Raw genomic sequence first — 15,764 nt, 5'->3', positions numbered from 1 at the left:
GATTGCAGTTCCGCTATACCCCGTAGCCGCTTCGAATGCTCCACTTAACGCATCGTACTTCCTCTATTTGCAAAAAAGAGGCCCCGGAACTCGTGCACCCAGAAATATGATCCATGTTCACCAATGCAAACTCATAAAAAGCTTGGTGACTCAAGCGAGCTTGTTGATCTGGGCGGTCCAAACGGACCGCCTTTTTGATGTGCCGCGAGAACCCAGCCCCCTACTGTCGTCTCCCCTGTTATGTCCCGAAGCCCCAGTCCGTTCCGCGGCCGCCCGCCTCTCCTGCGATTTGGCCCCCTTGCCCGTGTACAGTATAATGGTATATACGAATGAACATTAACATTACTCCCCGAACTTTATCGAAGAGGTGAATCCGATGAGTCAACAACCGACCGAGCTGGCCACGTTTGCCGGCGGCTGCTTCTGGTGCATGGTCAAGCCGTTCGACGAGCTGCCCGGCATCGTTAAGATCGTATCCGGGTATACGGGCGGTCATAAGGAAAACCCGACGTATCAGGAAGTATGCTCCGAAACGACCGGACATTTGGAAGCCGTGCAAATTACGTTCGAGCCGGCCGTTTTCCCTTACGAAGATTTGCTTCAGCTGTTCTGGCAGCAGATCGACCCGACCGATGCGGGCGGACAGTTCCACGACCGGGGGGAGTCTTACCAAACGGCCATCTTCTACCATACGGAAGAGCAGAAGCAGAAAGCGGAAGCGTCCAAGCGGGAGCTTGACGCCAGCGGCCGCTTCGACCGTCCGATTGTAACGCCGATCCTTCCGGCCTCCGTCTTCTACCCAGCGGAGGACTATCATCAGGATTTCTATAAAACTAATCCACTGCGCTACAACTCGTATCGCAAAGCTTCCGGACGCGACGATTTCATCAAGCGCCATTGGAATACGCCCGCCGACAAAGCGAAGCTGAAAGACAAGCTGACCCCGATGCAGTGGGAAGTGACGCAAATGAACGGCACCGAGCCTCCGTTCCGCAACGAATTCTGGGATCATAAGGAAGAGGGGCTCTACGTCGATATCGTCTCGGGCGAGCCGCTGTTCAGCTCACTGGACAAATTCGACTCCGGCTGCGGCTGGCCGAGCTTCACGAAGCCCGTCGTACCGCCCCTTGTGCAGGAAAAGCCTGACTACACCCACGGCATGATCCGTACAGAAGTCCGCAGCCGCAAAGCCGACTCCCACCTGGGCCATGTTTTTCCCGACGGCCCCAAAGATAAAGGAGGGTTGCGTTACTGCATCAACTCCGCGGCGCTCCGCTTTATTCCGAAGGCCGATTTGGAGAAGGAAGGCTACGAAGCGTACCTGTCCTTGTTCGAGCAGGAAAAATAACCCCGCCGAACGCCGCGGAAAGGAGCCGGAACCGTGTTTAAATACCGCATTGATTCGCAATTGGAATTGAAGCTGCTTGAACCGGGGGATGCCGGGGAGCTGTTCCGGCTGACGGACGACAACCGCGCATATCTTCGGGAATGGATGCCTTGGATCGACATGACGCAGACGGAGGAGGACAGCCGCGGATTCATCGAATCCGCCCGGCACAAGTGGGCAAAGGGCGAAGGAATGACTGCAGGTATTGTTGCGGACGGAAAGCTGTGCGGAGTGATCGACCATCATTCGCTGAACTGGATGAACCGCAAGGCGGCCATCGGCTATTGGCTGGCCGCTTCCGATCAGGGCCGGGGGATCATGACCCGTGCCTGCCGCGCGATGATCGATTACGCGTTCGGGGAGCTGAAGCTGCACCGGATCGAGATTATGGCGGGCACCGGGAATACCAAAAGCCGCGCTATTCCCGAGCGGCTCGGCTTTACGCAAGAAGGCGTCGCCCGCGGCGCTCAGAAGCTGTATGACCGCTACATTGATTTGGCCGTATACAGCCTGCTTGCCGACGAATGGAACGCATAGAGCCCGAACTGCAGCCGATGAACTCTTTTGAGAAAACGGAGCGCCTCCACGATTCGAATCGTGGGAGCGCTCCGTTTTCTAATCGGCTATGATCGTCCTGTTCTTCCCCGCCTCCTTGGCTTGATACAAAGCATGGTCGGCTCGTTGAAACAGCATTGCGGCGGATTCGGCGTGGGATGGGTAATGAGCGATACCCAATGAAACCGTCAGCGGGATTCCAAGGGGATTCTCCCGTGTTTCAAAGGCTATGCGAACCCGTTCCGCCGTGATCCAGGCATCCGGCGCGGTGGTGAACGGAAGAAGCACGACGAACTCCTCTCCGCCATAACGGCAGCATACGTCATTGGAACGCACGGACGAAGTGAGGATGCGGGCCAGATGCTTCAAAACTTCGTCGCCCGCCTGATGACCGTAAGTATCGTTGATCGACTTGAACCGGTCGATATCCATTAGGATAAGGGCGAAAGGCTGCTGCTTTTCCGTCCATTGCGACATGATGGATTCGAACGTTCTTCGGTTCGTTAGCCCCGTTAAAGAATCGGTCATGGCGGCATGTGTCAATTGATCGGTCTGTTTCTGCAAATCGCTTAACGCAAGCGTAATCGTCTGGGTCAATAAGTCGGCTTCCCGGTTCCAGTGATGCTTGATATCCGGAAGAACGATTTTTTCGCCTCTCCCCAATTTACCTGCCAGATTAGCCAGAGATACGAACGGACGGGCCAAGCGCCGGGCAAGCCATATGGCGGTGATCATCAATACGACAAACGGAGCCAGAGTATAGACGAGGATCGTTCGGATATAATTGTCCAATTCCTCGTATACGACGCTGATGGGGGATTGTACGATGACGCCCCAGCCGTTTTCCGGAACGGGGGAATAACCGGCAAGAAAGGTGATGCCTTGGGAGTTGGTCACCTGGTCATACCCGCTTTCGCCCCGAAGCACCTTCTGGACGACCAGATTTGCGCTGTTATCGACACCGATCCGGGATTTGTCCGGATGGTACAATAAATGACCGCTTGAGCTCACGATATAAAAATACGATCCGTCGCCGTCGATGTTATGCTTGCCAAACATTGTATTCAATATATTATTTTCCTGCAAATAAAGACTGCCTCCGATAAAACCGCGATATACTCCGTCTTTGTCGAATAGCGGCTCGCTCATAAAGACGATACGACGCCCGGTTGACGAGGTGTAAGGCTTGGATATATAGGGCTTTCTTGATGCCAGCGCTTCTTTGGCGGCTTCCGCCGAGATATGCTGTCCCACCGTGCCGACGGAAGACGGAGCTATGCTGCGGACAAGACCCATTTCATCCACGACGGCGATAGAGTTGAAAAAATTGCCGCTGAGGCGCAGCATTTCAAGCTGCTTTTGCAGCTCCTGCTCGTTCGATAAATGGTTTAACGAAATATAGGTGCCGGTATATTTCAATCCGGCCCGCATCGATTTGAATAAGGAATCGATCGACTGGCTCATTTTGGTCGCGGCCGAGTGGTTCAAGGCGAATCTCGTTTTGAATAACGATTGCTTATTGGAATGATAGGACGCCAGAAGCAGAATCGTCAAAGTAAGCGCGACGGAAAGGGAAACCAGCCCTGTTAGAAGGGTAGCAAGACTGATCTTCTTCTTTTTCGTGACGTCAATCCCGCACAGCCCGGAAATGGCATTCGCCTCCTCAATTCCGAAGTAACTTTCCCCATAATTCGACATAATTCGTCATAATCCTTTTCGCCGGCCGGCTTGCATAAAAAAAGAATCCAAGCCATTACGGAGGCTTGGATGTTTTGAACTATCTAACGTATTTTTTAAAATCGATATCGTACTTGTAAGTCGTCTTTTCTTCTTTATTTTGCACGACAAGAACCGCTTTTTTGGTGAAATCAATACTTGCTACATCGAATTGGACGGTCTTTATCGAATAGTCCAAGCTAATTCTTTTATCATTCTTGGAAGAGGCCGCTTCGATTTGCTTATCCTGCTCCAAGTAGACAATAAACTGATTGGCTGCCGAATCCCCTTGAAATTCAACGAGGAATTCCAGCTTATTAAAATTCAAGAGTTCTTTTGCTTTTTCGAATGTAAGCTCCTTATCATTCTTATAATATTCATGGCCTGAGTAAGCAAGTACCTGTTCATAGGGAGTCGCGATCGTTGCTTCCAGCGGATAAAAAACAATCAAAGCCGTCTGCTCCGGGGAACTAATCAAAGGCAAGCTAAACTCGTCACTGCATTTTAAAACACATTGTTTGCCTTTGGATATGGCTTCTTTCGTTTTGTTGTCATCGATGTAATAAATATAAGATGATTTCTTAACTTCTTTAGGGCTCGTCGATACCGCTTGGCTTGGCGTAGGCGTCGATGGCTGCGTTGCTGCCGGTGCCGCATCGGGAGCGGCGGTTTGATTGGCGCTTGTCTTCACCGGCGAAGAGGCCAGCTCCTGCTGCTGTTTGCCTGCTGTAATTTTGTCATACAGAAAATACCCTAGGACGCCATTAACCAAAATAAGAAACAGTACAACTAATCCCATTGCCACTTTTTTCATGAGTATACATTCCCTTTTCGCTAGTAATTATGACCTATTTTATCCTATTGTTGTAGCTATCGGCAATCAATATTTGTTAGATATTGGTGATTTGTGTCAAAGGGTGGACCTCCAACTTGGCCTACCGTATTCCCTCTGCCCCCTTCATCAAGTTGCCATACTTTCTTCAACAGTTCACCATAATTGTGTGAAAAATATCACATGTATTGGGGTAAGATTGAACCAAGAACCATTTTGTTTAATTGCTTCTTGGGAGAGGTGATGATCCGTTGGAGCCTTACAAAAAGCATGAAAAGCGTCTGATGATCCTTATGTTCATCGTCGGGTTCGTCATGCTGCTTGCTTTTCTCAGGAGATTGTTCGCTTAAATCAATCCGGCTATAACTGAAGGAGATGAGCCTCTTATGCAATACGATCCGGTATTTTTCAGCCGAATGCTAACCGAACTGACGCTGTCGTTCCACATCATCTTCGCAACGATCGGCGTCGGCGTTCCGGTCATGATCGCACTTGCCGAATGGCGCGGCATCCGGACGAACGATCCGCACTACTTGCTGCTGGCCCGCCGCTGGACGCGCGGCTTCGTCATCACGGTCGCCGTAGGCGTCGTCACGGGGACCGCCATCGGGCTCCAGCTCAGTCTGCTGTGGCCGAGCTTTATGAAAATCGCCGGGCAGGCGATTGCGCTGCCACTGTTTCTGGAGACGTTCGCCTTTTTTATCGAGGCGATTTTCCTTGGTATCTACCTGTATACGTGGGACCGGTTCAAAAAAAAGACGACCCACCTGCTGCTGATGATCCCGATCGTGATCGGATCGTCCGCTTCCGCCTTCTTCATCACGACGCTGAACGCATTTATGAATACGCCGCGCGGATTTACTCTGGAGAATGGCGTCATCAAGAATCTACAGCCACTGGTTGCGATGTTCAACCCGGCGACGCCGACGAAAGTATCTCACGTGCTCGCTTCGTCTTACACAACGTGCGCCTTGATTCTGGCCGCTATTGCAGCCTGGCAGCTGCTGCGCGGCAAAGATCACGTCTATCATAAAAAAGCGCTGAAGCTGACGATGACCGCCGCGTTCGTCTTTGCGATCAGTACCGCAGCCATCGGCGACTTGTCCGGCAAGTTTCTGGCCAAGTATCAGCCGGAGAAGCTTGCGGCGGCCGAGTGGCATTTCGAGACGGAGACCCATGCGCCGCTTATTCTCGGCGGGGCTTTGGACGAAAATAATGAAGTCAAATACGGCATCTCCATTCCGTATATGCTCAGCGTGCTCGCACATAACGATCCGGCAGGCGAAGTCATCGGCTTAAACGATTTTCCGAAGGACGAATGGCCGCCGCTCGTGATTCATTACCTGTTCAATTTCAAAATCGCCAGCGGCATGTTTCTGGTGCTCGTCGGTCTTCTGTACTTGTTCCGGCGCCGACTCAGCCGAACCTTGGAAGCGCCGCGCTGGCTACTGCGCATGATTGTCGTCGCGGGCCCGCTTGCGATGCTGACGATCGAAGTCGGCTGGTTTTTCGCGGAGCTGGGCCGGCAGCCTTGGATCCTGCGCGGCTTCATGAAAGTATCCGATGCGGCCACCACGTCGGACCATGTCGATATGATGCTCGTCTTGTTCTGTTTCCTGTATCTGCTGCTCGGCTTCACGGTCGTACGCGTGCTCGGCAAGCTGTTCCGCAAGCATGACGTCTTCGAAGAAATGATCACGCTTGGCATCGAGAAAGGAGGCCACCGTCCATGAGCTACGAGCTGCTCGGCATTACCGTCCTGTGGACGTTTCTGTACGGCTATCTCATCGTCGCCTCCATCGATTTCGGCGCCGGATTTTTCAGCTACTACAGCGTCATCACCGGGCAACAAAATAAAATTCACAAGATTATCCAACGCTACCTGTCCCCGGTGTGGGAGGTCACGAACGTTTTCCTGATCTTCTTCGTCGTCGGAATTGTCGGCTTCTTCCCGCACACAGCCTATTACTACGGCACGGCACTGCTGATCCCGGGCAGCGTGGCGGTCATTCTGCTCGCCCTGCGCGGCTCGTATTATGCGTTCAGTACCTACGGCAGCAAAGAAAACCGCGGGTACATGCTGCTGTATGGAGCGACGGGGCTGCTGATCCCCGCTTCGCTCTCGACGGTGCTGACCATCTCGGAAGGCGGCTTCATCGAAGAGCACGGCGGCGAAGTGCTGTTTCTGTGGCCCAAGCTGCTCGCAAGTCCCTATTCGTGGAGCGTCGTGATGCTGGCCATCGTCAGCGTGCTGTACATCTCCGCGATGTTCCTGACGTATTACGCGGCCAAAGCCAGGGACGAGAATGCGCTGGAGGTCGTGCGCAGCTACGCTCTGCTCTGGAGCGGCCCGACCATCCTGTCGAGCTTTCTGGTATTCCTGGGCATTCGAACGCAAAACCCGCGGCATTTTGAGAACATGCTCGACCTGTACTGGATGTTTGCCGCTTCCTTCCTGTGTTTCCTGATTGCCGTCTATTTCATCTGGAAGCGCCGAAATTACGGATGGGCGTTCGTTCTGGTCATGCTGCAATTTGCTTTCGCTTTCTACGGGTACGGAGCGGCGCATCTGCCTTATGTGTTGTACCCGTACATTAACATCTACGGCGGCTTCACGAACGAAACGATGGCTCTTACGCTCGTCATCGCTTTTATCGCCGGCTTGCTCGTGCTGATCCCGTCCATGTGGCTGCTGCTGCGGCTGTTCCTGTTCGATGCCGGCTACGTTCAAGGCCAGAAGAAAGGATGAAGATCCATGGAACATTTCATGATCATGTACCTCCCGCCCCTTATTGTGGCGGCCTCGCTTGCGTTCATGTTCATTTGGAGCGGCAAAGCTCAAGACAAAGGGTTTAAGTAGCTCCCGGACCAAGCCAAAAATCCCGTCCTGCAGCGGAGAACCGCACAGAACGGGATTTTTCACATGGCGTATCTTCAGACGTCTTACCAGAAACCTCCGCCAAATCCAAACGGACCGAAGCCGCCGAAGCCAAACGGGCCGAAACCGCCAAATCCGCCGAAGGCGAATGGAGACGTTCCGATAGCGAGAAGATCGAACAGAACGAGCGGAAGAACCGCCGACGTTTTCACCTGCTTGCCATTGCGGGTGGATACCAGCAATTTGTTACCGCTAATCCGCACCAACTTGCCTTCTACAACCGTTCCGTCTTTCTTGACCGCATAAATCTGCTTGCCTACCAGCTTGGCGACATCCTGCTTGCTGACTGCTTTGGGCATATGCGCACACCTCCGAATAGTAGCGTCGGGCCGTGACCCTAATACCTAATAGATTGGGTATAACGCTATATAGTACGGGATGGACACCGGGGCTGCTTGTATAAATGCCCCGCCGTCCAACCAAGATGTGCCATCGTCCTGTCCTGCATTTGCAGGCGCCGCCGCTCCGGTCAGCCTCTGCGCAGACGGCCAAGCTCCGTTGTAATCGCTTCGATTTCGCTGATGCTGAATTGATTCTTCCCGGCAACCATCTCATAAATGTCGCGCAGCTCTTCGTACTGCTCGTCATTGAGCTGGGAAGCCTTCAGTGCGGCGCCGGAAGCCATCCGCAGCTTTTTCTTAATTTCTTCAATCATAAATTCCGTGTTCTCAAACGTGTTTGTCGTTAAATTCACCGGGGTCACCCTTTCGTGCGCCTTTCGTTCTCCCTCCCATTGTACCATGTTTTGTAGGGGCATGCCCGGTGTAATATAATGGTGACGGACCTGCATCTCCGAACAAAAGCCAAAGGAGGTTTTGTCATGATTCACACGCTCCATTTACATACGAAGCAGCGCGACGAAATGATCGAAATTACCCGTCTGATTCACGATCTGCTGAAGCAGGAACAACTGGAAGAGGGACTTGCCGTCATTTACTGTCCCCATACGACGGCAGGCATCACCATTCAAGAAAATGCGGATCCCGATGTCCGCCACGACGTGCTGATGCGGCTCGATGAAGTATACCCTTGGACGCATCCGAAATACCGTCATGCCGAGGGGAACACCGCCTCGCATCTGAAGGCGATAACGACGGGGTCCTCCCAAACCGTGCTTGTGGCCGGCTCGCGATTGGTGCTGGGCCGCTGGCAGGGCATTTATTTCTGCGAATTTGACGGGCCCCGCGAGCGCTCTTGCCTTGTAAAATTCATTCGGGGGTAAAGAATAAAGCGAGGAAGCGACAACGCATTAGTGTAATGAAGCATAAGGGTGAAAAAAATTTACCTATTCGGTAACGTGTTACCCCTGCAGTCCTTCGCACAAATATTTGACGTGCTGCTCTGCCAGCTTTCGAACATCCTGATACGCTTGGTTGTAATGAATGTTATACGAGATGAAGCCGTGTATGGACATAAACAAACTCCAGGGCAAGCTGTACATTTTCTTCTCGTTCCCCGGCTGGCGGGAGACAACGGCCCGGACAACCGCGGCGAACAGATCGAGGCATTGCGATTGCTCTTCCCGGGAGTACCGCAGCAGCTCCGGATCTTTGATCATGAACATAATCTCGTAATGATGCGGATTGTCCAGCCCGAAGCGAATGAACTCCAGCATCAGCTTCTCAAGCTGCCCAATATCGCCAAGCCGGGACCGGTTCAGCATGTCTTTTTGACGCTCCAGTAGCATTTTGAAATCTTCGTTGACCAGCGCGTAGAACAGCTCTGCTTTTTCGCTAAAGTGGTAATACAACGCTCCGTGGCTGTAACCCATCGACTTTGCGATGCTTCGCATGGTTAAAGCATGATAGCCGTGTTGGATAAAAAGCTGCCGCGCCTCTTCCAAAATGCGCATCCGGCTTAGTTCTTGTGCAACTGCTTTTCTTGCCAAGTGCCTCCCTCATTTCTATGCGTGATTTATACTAAAAGCCGCCGGCTTCCGCTTCACGGAAGCTCGGCATGCTCTACGTAACGTTCTTCTCCGTGGATGATCGTTCCTTGACCCTGGGTCAAATCCGTCATCCATGCGGCAAATGTATCCGCTTCCTCAACTAAAGGCAAGCAGCTCAACGTCACCTTATCGGTGAAAACGGTCTCGCCCATCATCATGCCGCGGTTCCGCAGCTCGTTCTCCAGCTTGCCGAGCCACGTATAATCGACCTCTACCAGCACTTCCCGGTGGAGCACCTTGTACACCTGCTCCGCCGCGGCAAGCCCGGCGACCGCCCCATCGGTATAGGCGCGAATCAAGCCGCCCGCTCCCAGCATGATGCCCCCGAAATAACGGGTCACGACAACGACGACGTTTTTCAGGCCTTGATTTTTGATCACTTCGAGGATCGGCTTCCCCGCCGTCCCGCTCGGCTCCCCGTCGTCGGACGCTTTCTGAATCTCGTCGCGTTCCCCGATCATGTAAGCCGAGCAGTTATGCGTGGCGGACCAATGCTCCTTCTTGATGCTTTCGATGAAAGCAACGGCTTCTTCCTCGGTCTCGACCGGCTTCGCAAACCCGATAAACCGGGACTTCTTAATGACGATCTCCGCCGAGCCGAATCGCTTAACCGTTCTGTACCGCGTTAACATGAACGTTTCCTGGCGCCTCCTTCTCAGGCCGTAGCCTCTGGAACATCCGGCGTCCGGGATGCCTGCAAAAAAAGCAGCCATCCCGGGGGATGAACCGCTTTTTCCGCGCGCTGCGAGTTACTTCGACAATCTGGCCTCGAGCGCAGCCTTTTCTTTCTCGTAGCCCGGTTTGCCGAGCAGTGCGAACATGTTTTTCTTATATGCCTCCACACCCGGTTGATCGAACGGGTTGACGCCCAGCAGGTAACCGCTGATGCCGCAGGCTTTTTCAAAGAAATAAACCATGTAACCGAATGTATATGGCGATAGATCGGGCAGCGTGACGATCAGGTTCGGCACTCCGCCGTCCGTATGCGCAAGCATGGTGCCCTCGAACGCCTTTTTATTGACGAAATCCATCGTTTGTCCGCTCAGGAAGTTCAAGCCGTCCAGATCTTGCGGATCGGTGCCGATCGTGATTTGCTCCGACACCTGCTCGACTTGAATGACGGTCTCGAACAAGTTGCGCGAGCCTTCCTGAATGAATTGACCCATGGAATGTAAATCCGTGGAAAAATCGACCGAAGACGGGTAAATGCCTTTGTTGTCCTTGCCTTCGCTCTCGCCGTACAGCTGCTTCCACCATTCGGAGACGTAATGCAGCGACGGCTCGTAGTTTACGAGAATTTCCGTCGTTTTGCCCTTGCGGTACAGCGCATTGCGAACCGCAGCGTATTGGTACGCTTCGTTCTCCTTCAGGTTCGGGTTCGAATAAACCTCGCGCGCGTCCGCCGCGCCCTGCATCATCGCTTCGATGTCCACGCCCGCGGTAGCGATCGGCAGAAGGCCGACGGCTGTCAGCACGGAATAGCGGCCGCCCACATCGTCCGGGATGACGAACGTTTCGTAGCGTTCCTCGGTCGCGAGCTTTTTCAGCGCGCCCTTCGCTTGGTCCGTCGTCGCATAGATGCGTTCGCGCGCCCCTTCTTTGCCGTACTTGCGCTCAAGCAGCTCGCGGAAAATCCGGAAAGCGATGGCTGGCTCCGTCGTCGTGCCGGATTTGGAGATGACGTTGACGGAAATGTCCTTGCCTTCGAGCAGCTGCAGCAGGTGCGTCACGTAGGTGGAGCTGATGTTCTGACCGACGAAATAAATTTCCGGCGTCTTGCGCTTATCCTTCGGCAGCAGATTGTAGAAGCTGTGGGACAGCATCTCGATCGCCGCTCTAGCCCCCAGGTAGGAGCCCCCGATGCCGATGACGACAAGCGCGTCGGAATTCGATTGAATGCGCTTGGCCGCCTGCTGGATGCGGGCGAATTCTTCTTTATCGTAATTGACCGGGAGATCGATCCAACCGAGATAATCGTTCCCGGCGCCGGTTTTGTCGTGCAATTGATTGTGCGCGGCGGCTACGGCACCCGCCAAATAATCCACCTCGTGCTGTTGAATGAAACCAAGAGCCTTGCTGTAATCAAAACGAAGTTTAGCTCCCATTCCAAATACATCCTCCCGTCCGAATCGTTTTTTTCTCTGTGACATGCGGGTAAGACTTGTCCTTGCTTCGAATCAAAACCTTGGTCGTACGGTAACACATTAAATCCCTATAGTGTATAGAATACTTTACTTTCTAGCCGAAACGCAAGAGAACAATTCACAGCTCTCTGGCAAAATGTTAAAATACAGGCAAGAGGTGATGGATGATCATGAAAACTGTCGGATTTATCGGTCTGGGCACTATGGGCAAACCTATGGCTGCCAATTTGATCCAAAAAGGTTTTCGCGTGAACGTTTACAACCGCACGGCGGACAAAGCCCAGGAGCTTGTCGCCCTCGGCGCCGCACAGGCAGCGAGCCCCGCTGAAGTCGCGAAAGAAGCGGACGTCATCGTCACGATGCTGAGCAACGACCAGGTCGTTCTGGACAGCTTGTTCGGCGAGAACGGACTGGCTCACAGCCTGCGTCCCGGACAAACCGTGATCGATTGCAGCACGGTCTCCCCTGCGACGAGCCGCAAAATTTACGACGAGCTGGCCTTGCATCTGGTCGATTTTCTGGACGCGCCGGTCACCGGCAGCAAGCCTGCGGCCGAAAACGGCACGCTCGTCTTCATGGTCGGCGGGCAGGAAGAGACGCTGGACGCGCAGCGCGACGTCTTCGAAGCGATGGGCAGCAAAATCGTCTACATGGGGCCAAGCGGCTCCGGCTCCTATGCGAAGCTTGCGCATAATACGATGGTCGGCATCAATGCGCTCGGGCTGATGGAGGGCTTATCCATGGTAACCAAAGCCGGTCTCGACCCCGAAAGCTTCCTGAGCATCGTCCTTGCCGGCGGCGCGAACAGCAGACAAGCCGAGCTGAAAGGCTCCAAGATCGTAAGCCGCGACTTCAGCAACCAATTCTCGACCAAGCTGATGCTGAAAGACTTGCTGCTCGCCGGCGACGTGGCCGACGGGTTCCAGATGCCTTCGCCGATGCTTCGCACCGCTACGGGCCTATTCCAGATGGGCCTTGCCAAAGGCCTCGGAGAAGACGATCTATGCTCGGTCATCCAATGCTATGAGGATTGGATGCACATGCAGGTCAGCAGCCGGGACAAGTCTGCCGAAGTCACGACCGAACGCCGCCGCAACGCGCGGATTCAGCTCGACATCAAGCTGCATTTATCCGTCTACCAATGGGAACAGGAAGGCTCCTTCTCCGGGCAACTGATCGAAGGCTCGCTGGTCGACCTGTCGGAGAGCGGCATCCGCATCGTCTCGTCGTTCCCGCTCGCCCGCGATATGTTCATCGTGCTTCATTTTCCGAAGGCAGCGGACCTGCCGCCGATCACGGCGCGCATCATCCGCATCGATCCGGACAACGGGCTGTTCCGCTACGGCTGCATGCTGTCGGGACTGCCGCCGTACGTGCGGCTCAAGCTCGAGGAATACATCCGCGTCCAATCGGAAGAGCAAGAGAAAGCTTCCCAAGCCTGATTCATTTTGCAAAAACCCCGCATCGGCCTATCTGGTTCGTATACCGGATCGGGTGTGCGGGGTTTGCTTTTCGTTATTCGCTAATGTAAGAGCAGCAGTAGTCCGTCACCGTGCGGACGTCCAGCTTGAACTTGGCGCCTGCGGGCACCGTAAATTCGCCTGTTCCGTTAATTTCCAGCCACTCGCTGGCGCCGGGCAGCAGCACCTTCAGCTCCCCCGCTTGAATCTCCATAATTTCCTTCGTATCCGTACCGAACTCATACTCGCCGGGCAGCATGATGCCGAGCGTTTTTTTCGTTCCGTCCGCAAAAATCACCGTGCGGCTGGTCACTTTGCCGTCGAAATAGATGTTCGCTTTCTTCACTGCGGTTACGTTCTCAAATTGCGACATGGACCGATTTCCCTCTTTCTCGTCTGAACCAGCCGCGGACGGTGCGTTCATCCGCCACCGCCCGCTGCCGTTCGTCGTCTATTGTTCGACGCCCAATTCTTATTTCAACAAAGCTTTCACGCGGGCTACCACATTGTCCACCGTGAAGCCGTACTCGCGGATCACAACCGGACCCGGAGCAGATGCGCCGAACTTGTTGATGCCGAGCACGTCGCCCTGCTCGCCGACGTAGCGCTCCCAGCCGAACGGATGACCCATTTCGACCGCCAGACGCGCTTTCACCTCCGGCAAAATGACGGAATCCTTGTACTCCTGCGGCTGCTTGTCGAACAGCTCCCAGCTCGGCATGCTGATCACGCGAACCGCGATGCCTTCTTCGGCAAGCTGCTTTTGCGCGCCCATCGCAAGCTGCACTTCCGTCCCCGTTGCGATAATTTGCGCCTGCGGCTTGCCATTAGCTGCATCGGACAAGACGTACGCGCCGCGGTCGACCGCGCCGTTCGCCGTACCTTCCAGCGTCGGAGCCGCTTGACGGGAGAAGATCAAGGCGACAGGGCCTTTTTTGTTCTCAACGGCATAGCGCCAAGCGGCTGCCGTTTCCGGACCGTCCGCCGGACGAAGAACCGTCACGCCCGGAATGACGCGCAGCGCGGCAAGCTGCTCGATTGGCTCGTGGGTCGGGCCGTCTTCGCCGACGCCGATGCTGTCGTGCGTGAACACGTAGATCGCCGGCACGTTCATGATCGACGCCAGACGGATCGCCGGACGCAAGTAGTCGGAGAAGACGAAGAACGTTCCGCAGAACACTCTCACGCCGCCGTGCAGCAGCATGCCGTTCGTAGCCGCGCCCATGCCGAACTCGCGCACGCCGAAGTAGATATTGCGGCCGCTGTAGTCTTTAGATGTCAGCACGCCGAGATCCTTCATGTGCGTCATGGTCGAAGACTCCAGGTCGGCAGAGCCGCCGACGAGCCACGGCACGTTTTTGGCAATTGCATTCAGCACCGTGCCGGAAGCCGTACGGGTACCCTTGTCCGCCGAAACGTCGGACGGAATGTCCTTGTCCCAGCCTTCCGGCAGATCGTCGCTTGAGGCCGCCTCGAACTGCTTTGCCAGCTCCGGATGCGCCTTGGCATAGTCGGCAACCAGTTGCTTCCAAGCCTCGTACGATTGAATTCCCTTGCTTTTCACGTCGGCGAAATGCTGGCGCACTTCGTCCGGCACGTGGAAGTGCTGCGCTTCGTCCCAGCCGTACACCTTCTTGGTGAGCGCGACTTCGTCCACGCCGAGCGGGGAACCGTGCGGACCTGCATGGCCGCCTTTGCCCGCTTTGTTCGGGCTGCCGTAGCCGATGACCGTCTTCACTTCGATCAGCGTCGGACGGTAATCCGCCTGCGCTTCCAGCACCGCCTTGTGGATCGCCCCCAGATCGTTGCCGTCCTCGACGCGCAGCACCTGCCAGCCGTAGCCTTCAAAGCGCTGGGCGACATTCTCGGAGAACGACAGATTCAGCTCGCCGTCCAGCGAAATATCGTTCGAATCGTACAGCACGATCAGCTTGCCGAGCTTCAAGTGGCCCGCCAGCGAAGCGGACTCCGACGAGATGCCTTCCATCAGGTCGCCGTCGCCGCAAATAGCATATGTATAGTGATCGATGACACGGTATTGTTCACGATTGTAAACGGCTGCGAGATGCGCTTCCGCCATCGCCATCCCCACCGCCATGCCAAGACCTTGGCCGAGCGGCCCCGTCGTCGCGTCGACGCCCGCAGTGTGGCCCACTTCCGGATGTCCCGGCGTCAGGCTGCCCCATTGGCGGAACTGCTTCAGCTCTTCCATCGGCAGATCGTAGCCGGAGAGGTGGAGCAGGCTGTACAGCAGCATCGAACCGTGTCCCGCAGACAGCACGAAACGGTCGCGGTTGATCCACGTCGGCTGATCCGGGTTGTGCTTCATCAGCTTCGCGTAGAGCTCATAGCCCATCGGCGCCGCTCCCATCGGCATCCCGGGATGTCCGGATTTGGCTTTTTCAATCGCGTCGATAGAAAGCGTGCGGATCGTGTCCACGGAAAGTTGTTCGATCGTTTTGTTAGATACCGTCATTGTGATCCTCCTATTGTCGATCTTCTTTTGATCAGCAGTGTGGTAAAGCCCTGGTCCGCCTTCGCGCGAAAGCGCCTGGCTTCACATGAGCCTAGTAAACAAAAGGGTTGTTCACGTGTGCATTATTACCTGTTCGCTTGGAGTGCTTGCCTTATTGTACCACTCTCCGTTTCAGTTTGCCATATCCAACCGGTGAACATGCTTTGAAATCTCATTTCGCACAAAAAAATTAGTTCTGCCGAAGGATTTACAAAAGTTACGTCGAAACAGTATGGTATCACACATTTTTTGGAGCGTTTCACTCTTGT

General features: G+C 54.6%; 16 protein-coding genes. 7 read left to right on the top strand and 9 right to left on the bottom strand.

Features of this window, described 5'->3' with window-relative positions; translation table 11 throughout:
• Window positions 1-376: 376 nt before the first annotated feature.
• Complete coding sequence (msrA, locus tag NI000_RS21245) at window positions 377-1,348, top strand: peptide-methionine (S)-S-oxide reductase MsrA (protein ID WP_253413412.1); 972 nt, start codon at window positions 377-379, stop codon at window positions 1,346-1,348.
• Window positions 1,349-1,381: 33 nt separating this feature from the next.
• Complete coding sequence (locus NI000_RS21240) at window positions 1,382-1,924, top strand: GNAT family N-acetyltransferase (protein WP_253413411.1); 543 nt, start codon at window positions 1,382-1,384, stop codon at window positions 1,922-1,924.
• Window positions 1,925-2,002: 78 nt separating this feature from the next.
• On the opposite strand, the gene NI000_RS21235 is transcribed toward NI000_RS21240, so the two are convergent.
• On the bottom strand, window positions 2,003-3,640 hold the full coding sequence (locus tag NI000_RS21235; protein ID WP_253413410.1) for a sensor domain-containing diguanylate cyclase: 1,638 nt from the start codon (window positions 3,638-3,640) through the stop codon (window positions 2,003-2,005).
• A 79-nt stretch (window positions 3,641-3,719) separates the two neighbouring features.
• Window positions 3,720-4,472: a hypothetical protein gene (locus NI000_RS21230; RefSeq protein WP_253413409.1), complete on the bottom strand. Its 753-nt coding sequence runs from the start codon at window positions 4,470-4,472 to the stop codon at window positions 3,720-3,722.
• Window positions 4,473-4,876: 404 nt separating this feature from the next.
• Between NI000_RS21230 and NI000_RS21225 the strand changes: the two genes are divergently transcribed.
• Genes NI000_RS21225 through cydS form a run of 3 tightly spaced genes read left to right on the top strand, consistent with a single transcriptional unit; the run spans window position 4,877 to window position 7,350 of the window.
• Window positions 4,877-6,223 (top strand): cytochrome ubiquinol oxidase subunit I, encoded by a 1,347-nt coding sequence (locus NI000_RS21225; protein ID WP_253413408.1) that lies wholly within the window; start codon window positions 4,877-4,879, stop codon window positions 6,221-6,223.
• A complete protein-coding gene (locus tag NI000_RS21220; protein ID WP_253413407.1) occupies window positions 6,220-7,239 on the top strand; it encodes a cytochrome d ubiquinol oxidase subunit II in 1,020 nt (339 codons plus the stop codon). Before NI000_RS21225 ends, NI000_RS21220 begins: the two co-directional genes overlap by 4 nt.
• 6 nt (window positions 7,240-7,245) lie before the next feature.
• Window positions 7,246-7,350: a cytochrome bd oxidase small subunit CydS gene (gene cydS / locus NI000_RS37170; protein WP_010494598.1), complete on the top strand. Its 105-nt coding sequence runs from the start codon at window positions 7,246-7,248 to the stop codon at window positions 7,348-7,350.
• A gap of 83 nt (window positions 7,351-7,433) precedes the next feature.
• On the opposite strand, the gene NI000_RS21215 is transcribed toward cydS, so the two are convergent.
• On the bottom strand, window positions 7,434-7,727 hold the full coding sequence (locus NI000_RS21215) for a hypothetical protein (protein ID WP_253413406.1): 294 nt from the start codon (window positions 7,725-7,727) through the stop codon (window positions 7,434-7,436).
• Between the two features lie 170 nt (window positions 7,728-7,897).
• Window positions 7,898-8,122: a DUF1128 domain-containing protein gene (locus NI000_RS21210; protein WP_025849503.1), complete on the bottom strand. Its 225-nt coding sequence runs from the start codon at window positions 8,120-8,122 to the stop codon at window positions 7,898-7,900.
• A 126-nt stretch (window positions 8,123-8,248) separates the two neighbouring features.
• On the opposite strand from NI000_RS21210, the gene NI000_RS21205 reads away from it, so the two are divergent.
• Complete coding sequence (locus tag NI000_RS21205) at window positions 8,249-8,650, top strand: secondary thiamine-phosphate synthase enzyme YjbQ (RefSeq protein WP_010494594.1); 402 nt, start codon at window positions 8,249-8,251, stop codon at window positions 8,648-8,650.
• Window positions 8,651-8,728: 78 nt separating this feature from the next.
• Here the strand turns inward: NI000_RS21205 and NI000_RS21200 are convergent, their stop codons facing one another.
• From NI000_RS21200 to NI000_RS21190, 3 genes are all read right to left on the bottom strand, one after another.
• Window positions 8,729-9,316, bottom strand: coding sequence for a TetR/AcrR family transcriptional regulator (locus tag NI000_RS21200; RefSeq protein WP_253413405.1), 588 nt, complete (start codon window positions 9,314-9,316; stop codon window positions 8,729-8,731).
• Window positions 9,317-9,369: 53 nt separating this feature from the next.
• The gene (locus NI000_RS21195) at window positions 9,370-10,008 is read right to left on the bottom strand and encodes a YigZ family protein (protein ID WP_054974136.1); all 639 of its coding nucleotides are present in this window, start codon (window positions 10,006-10,008) and stop codon (window positions 9,370-9,372) included.
• A gap of 117 nt (window positions 10,009-10,125) precedes the next feature.
• Window positions 10,126-11,481, bottom strand: a complete 1,356-nt coding sequence (locus NI000_RS21190) for a glucose-6-phosphate isomerase (protein ID WP_253413404.1) — start codon at window positions 11,479-11,481, stop codon at window positions 10,126-10,128.
• A gap of 203 nt (window positions 11,482-11,684) precedes the next feature.
• Here NI000_RS21190 and NI000_RS21185 point away from each other — a divergent pair, with 203 nt between their 5' ends.
• Window positions 11,685-12,962: an NAD(P)-binding domain-containing protein gene (locus NI000_RS21185; RefSeq protein WP_253413403.1), complete on the top strand. Its 1,278-nt coding sequence runs from the start codon at window positions 11,685-11,687 to the stop codon at window positions 12,960-12,962.
• 73 nt (window positions 12,963-13,035) lie between these two features.
• Here NI000_RS21185 and ppnP read toward each other — a convergent pair whose 3' ends face one another.
• Together ppnP and tkt are read right to left on the bottom strand one after the other, a co-directional pair.
• Window positions 13,036-13,353 (bottom strand): pyrimidine/purine nucleoside phosphorylase, encoded by a 318-nt coding sequence (gene ppnP / locus NI000_RS21180; RefSeq protein WP_025849509.1) that lies wholly within the window; start codon window positions 13,351-13,353, stop codon window positions 13,036-13,038.
• A gap of 99 nt (window positions 13,354-13,452) precedes the next feature.
• Entirely contained in the window at window positions 13,453-15,456 is a 2,004-nt protein-coding gene (gene tkt, locus NI000_RS21175; RefSeq protein WP_253413402.1) for a transketolase, read from the bottom strand.
• Window positions 15,457-15,764: the final 308 nt, after the last annotated feature.

The organism is Paenibacillus tyrphae (genome assembly GCF_024158745.1).
Taxonomy (GTDB): domain Bacteria; phylum Bacillota; class Bacilli; order Paenibacillales; family NBRC-103111; genus Paenibacillus_G; species Paenibacillus_G tyrfis_A.
This window is presented reverse-complemented; position numbering and strand designations above follow the sequence as displayed.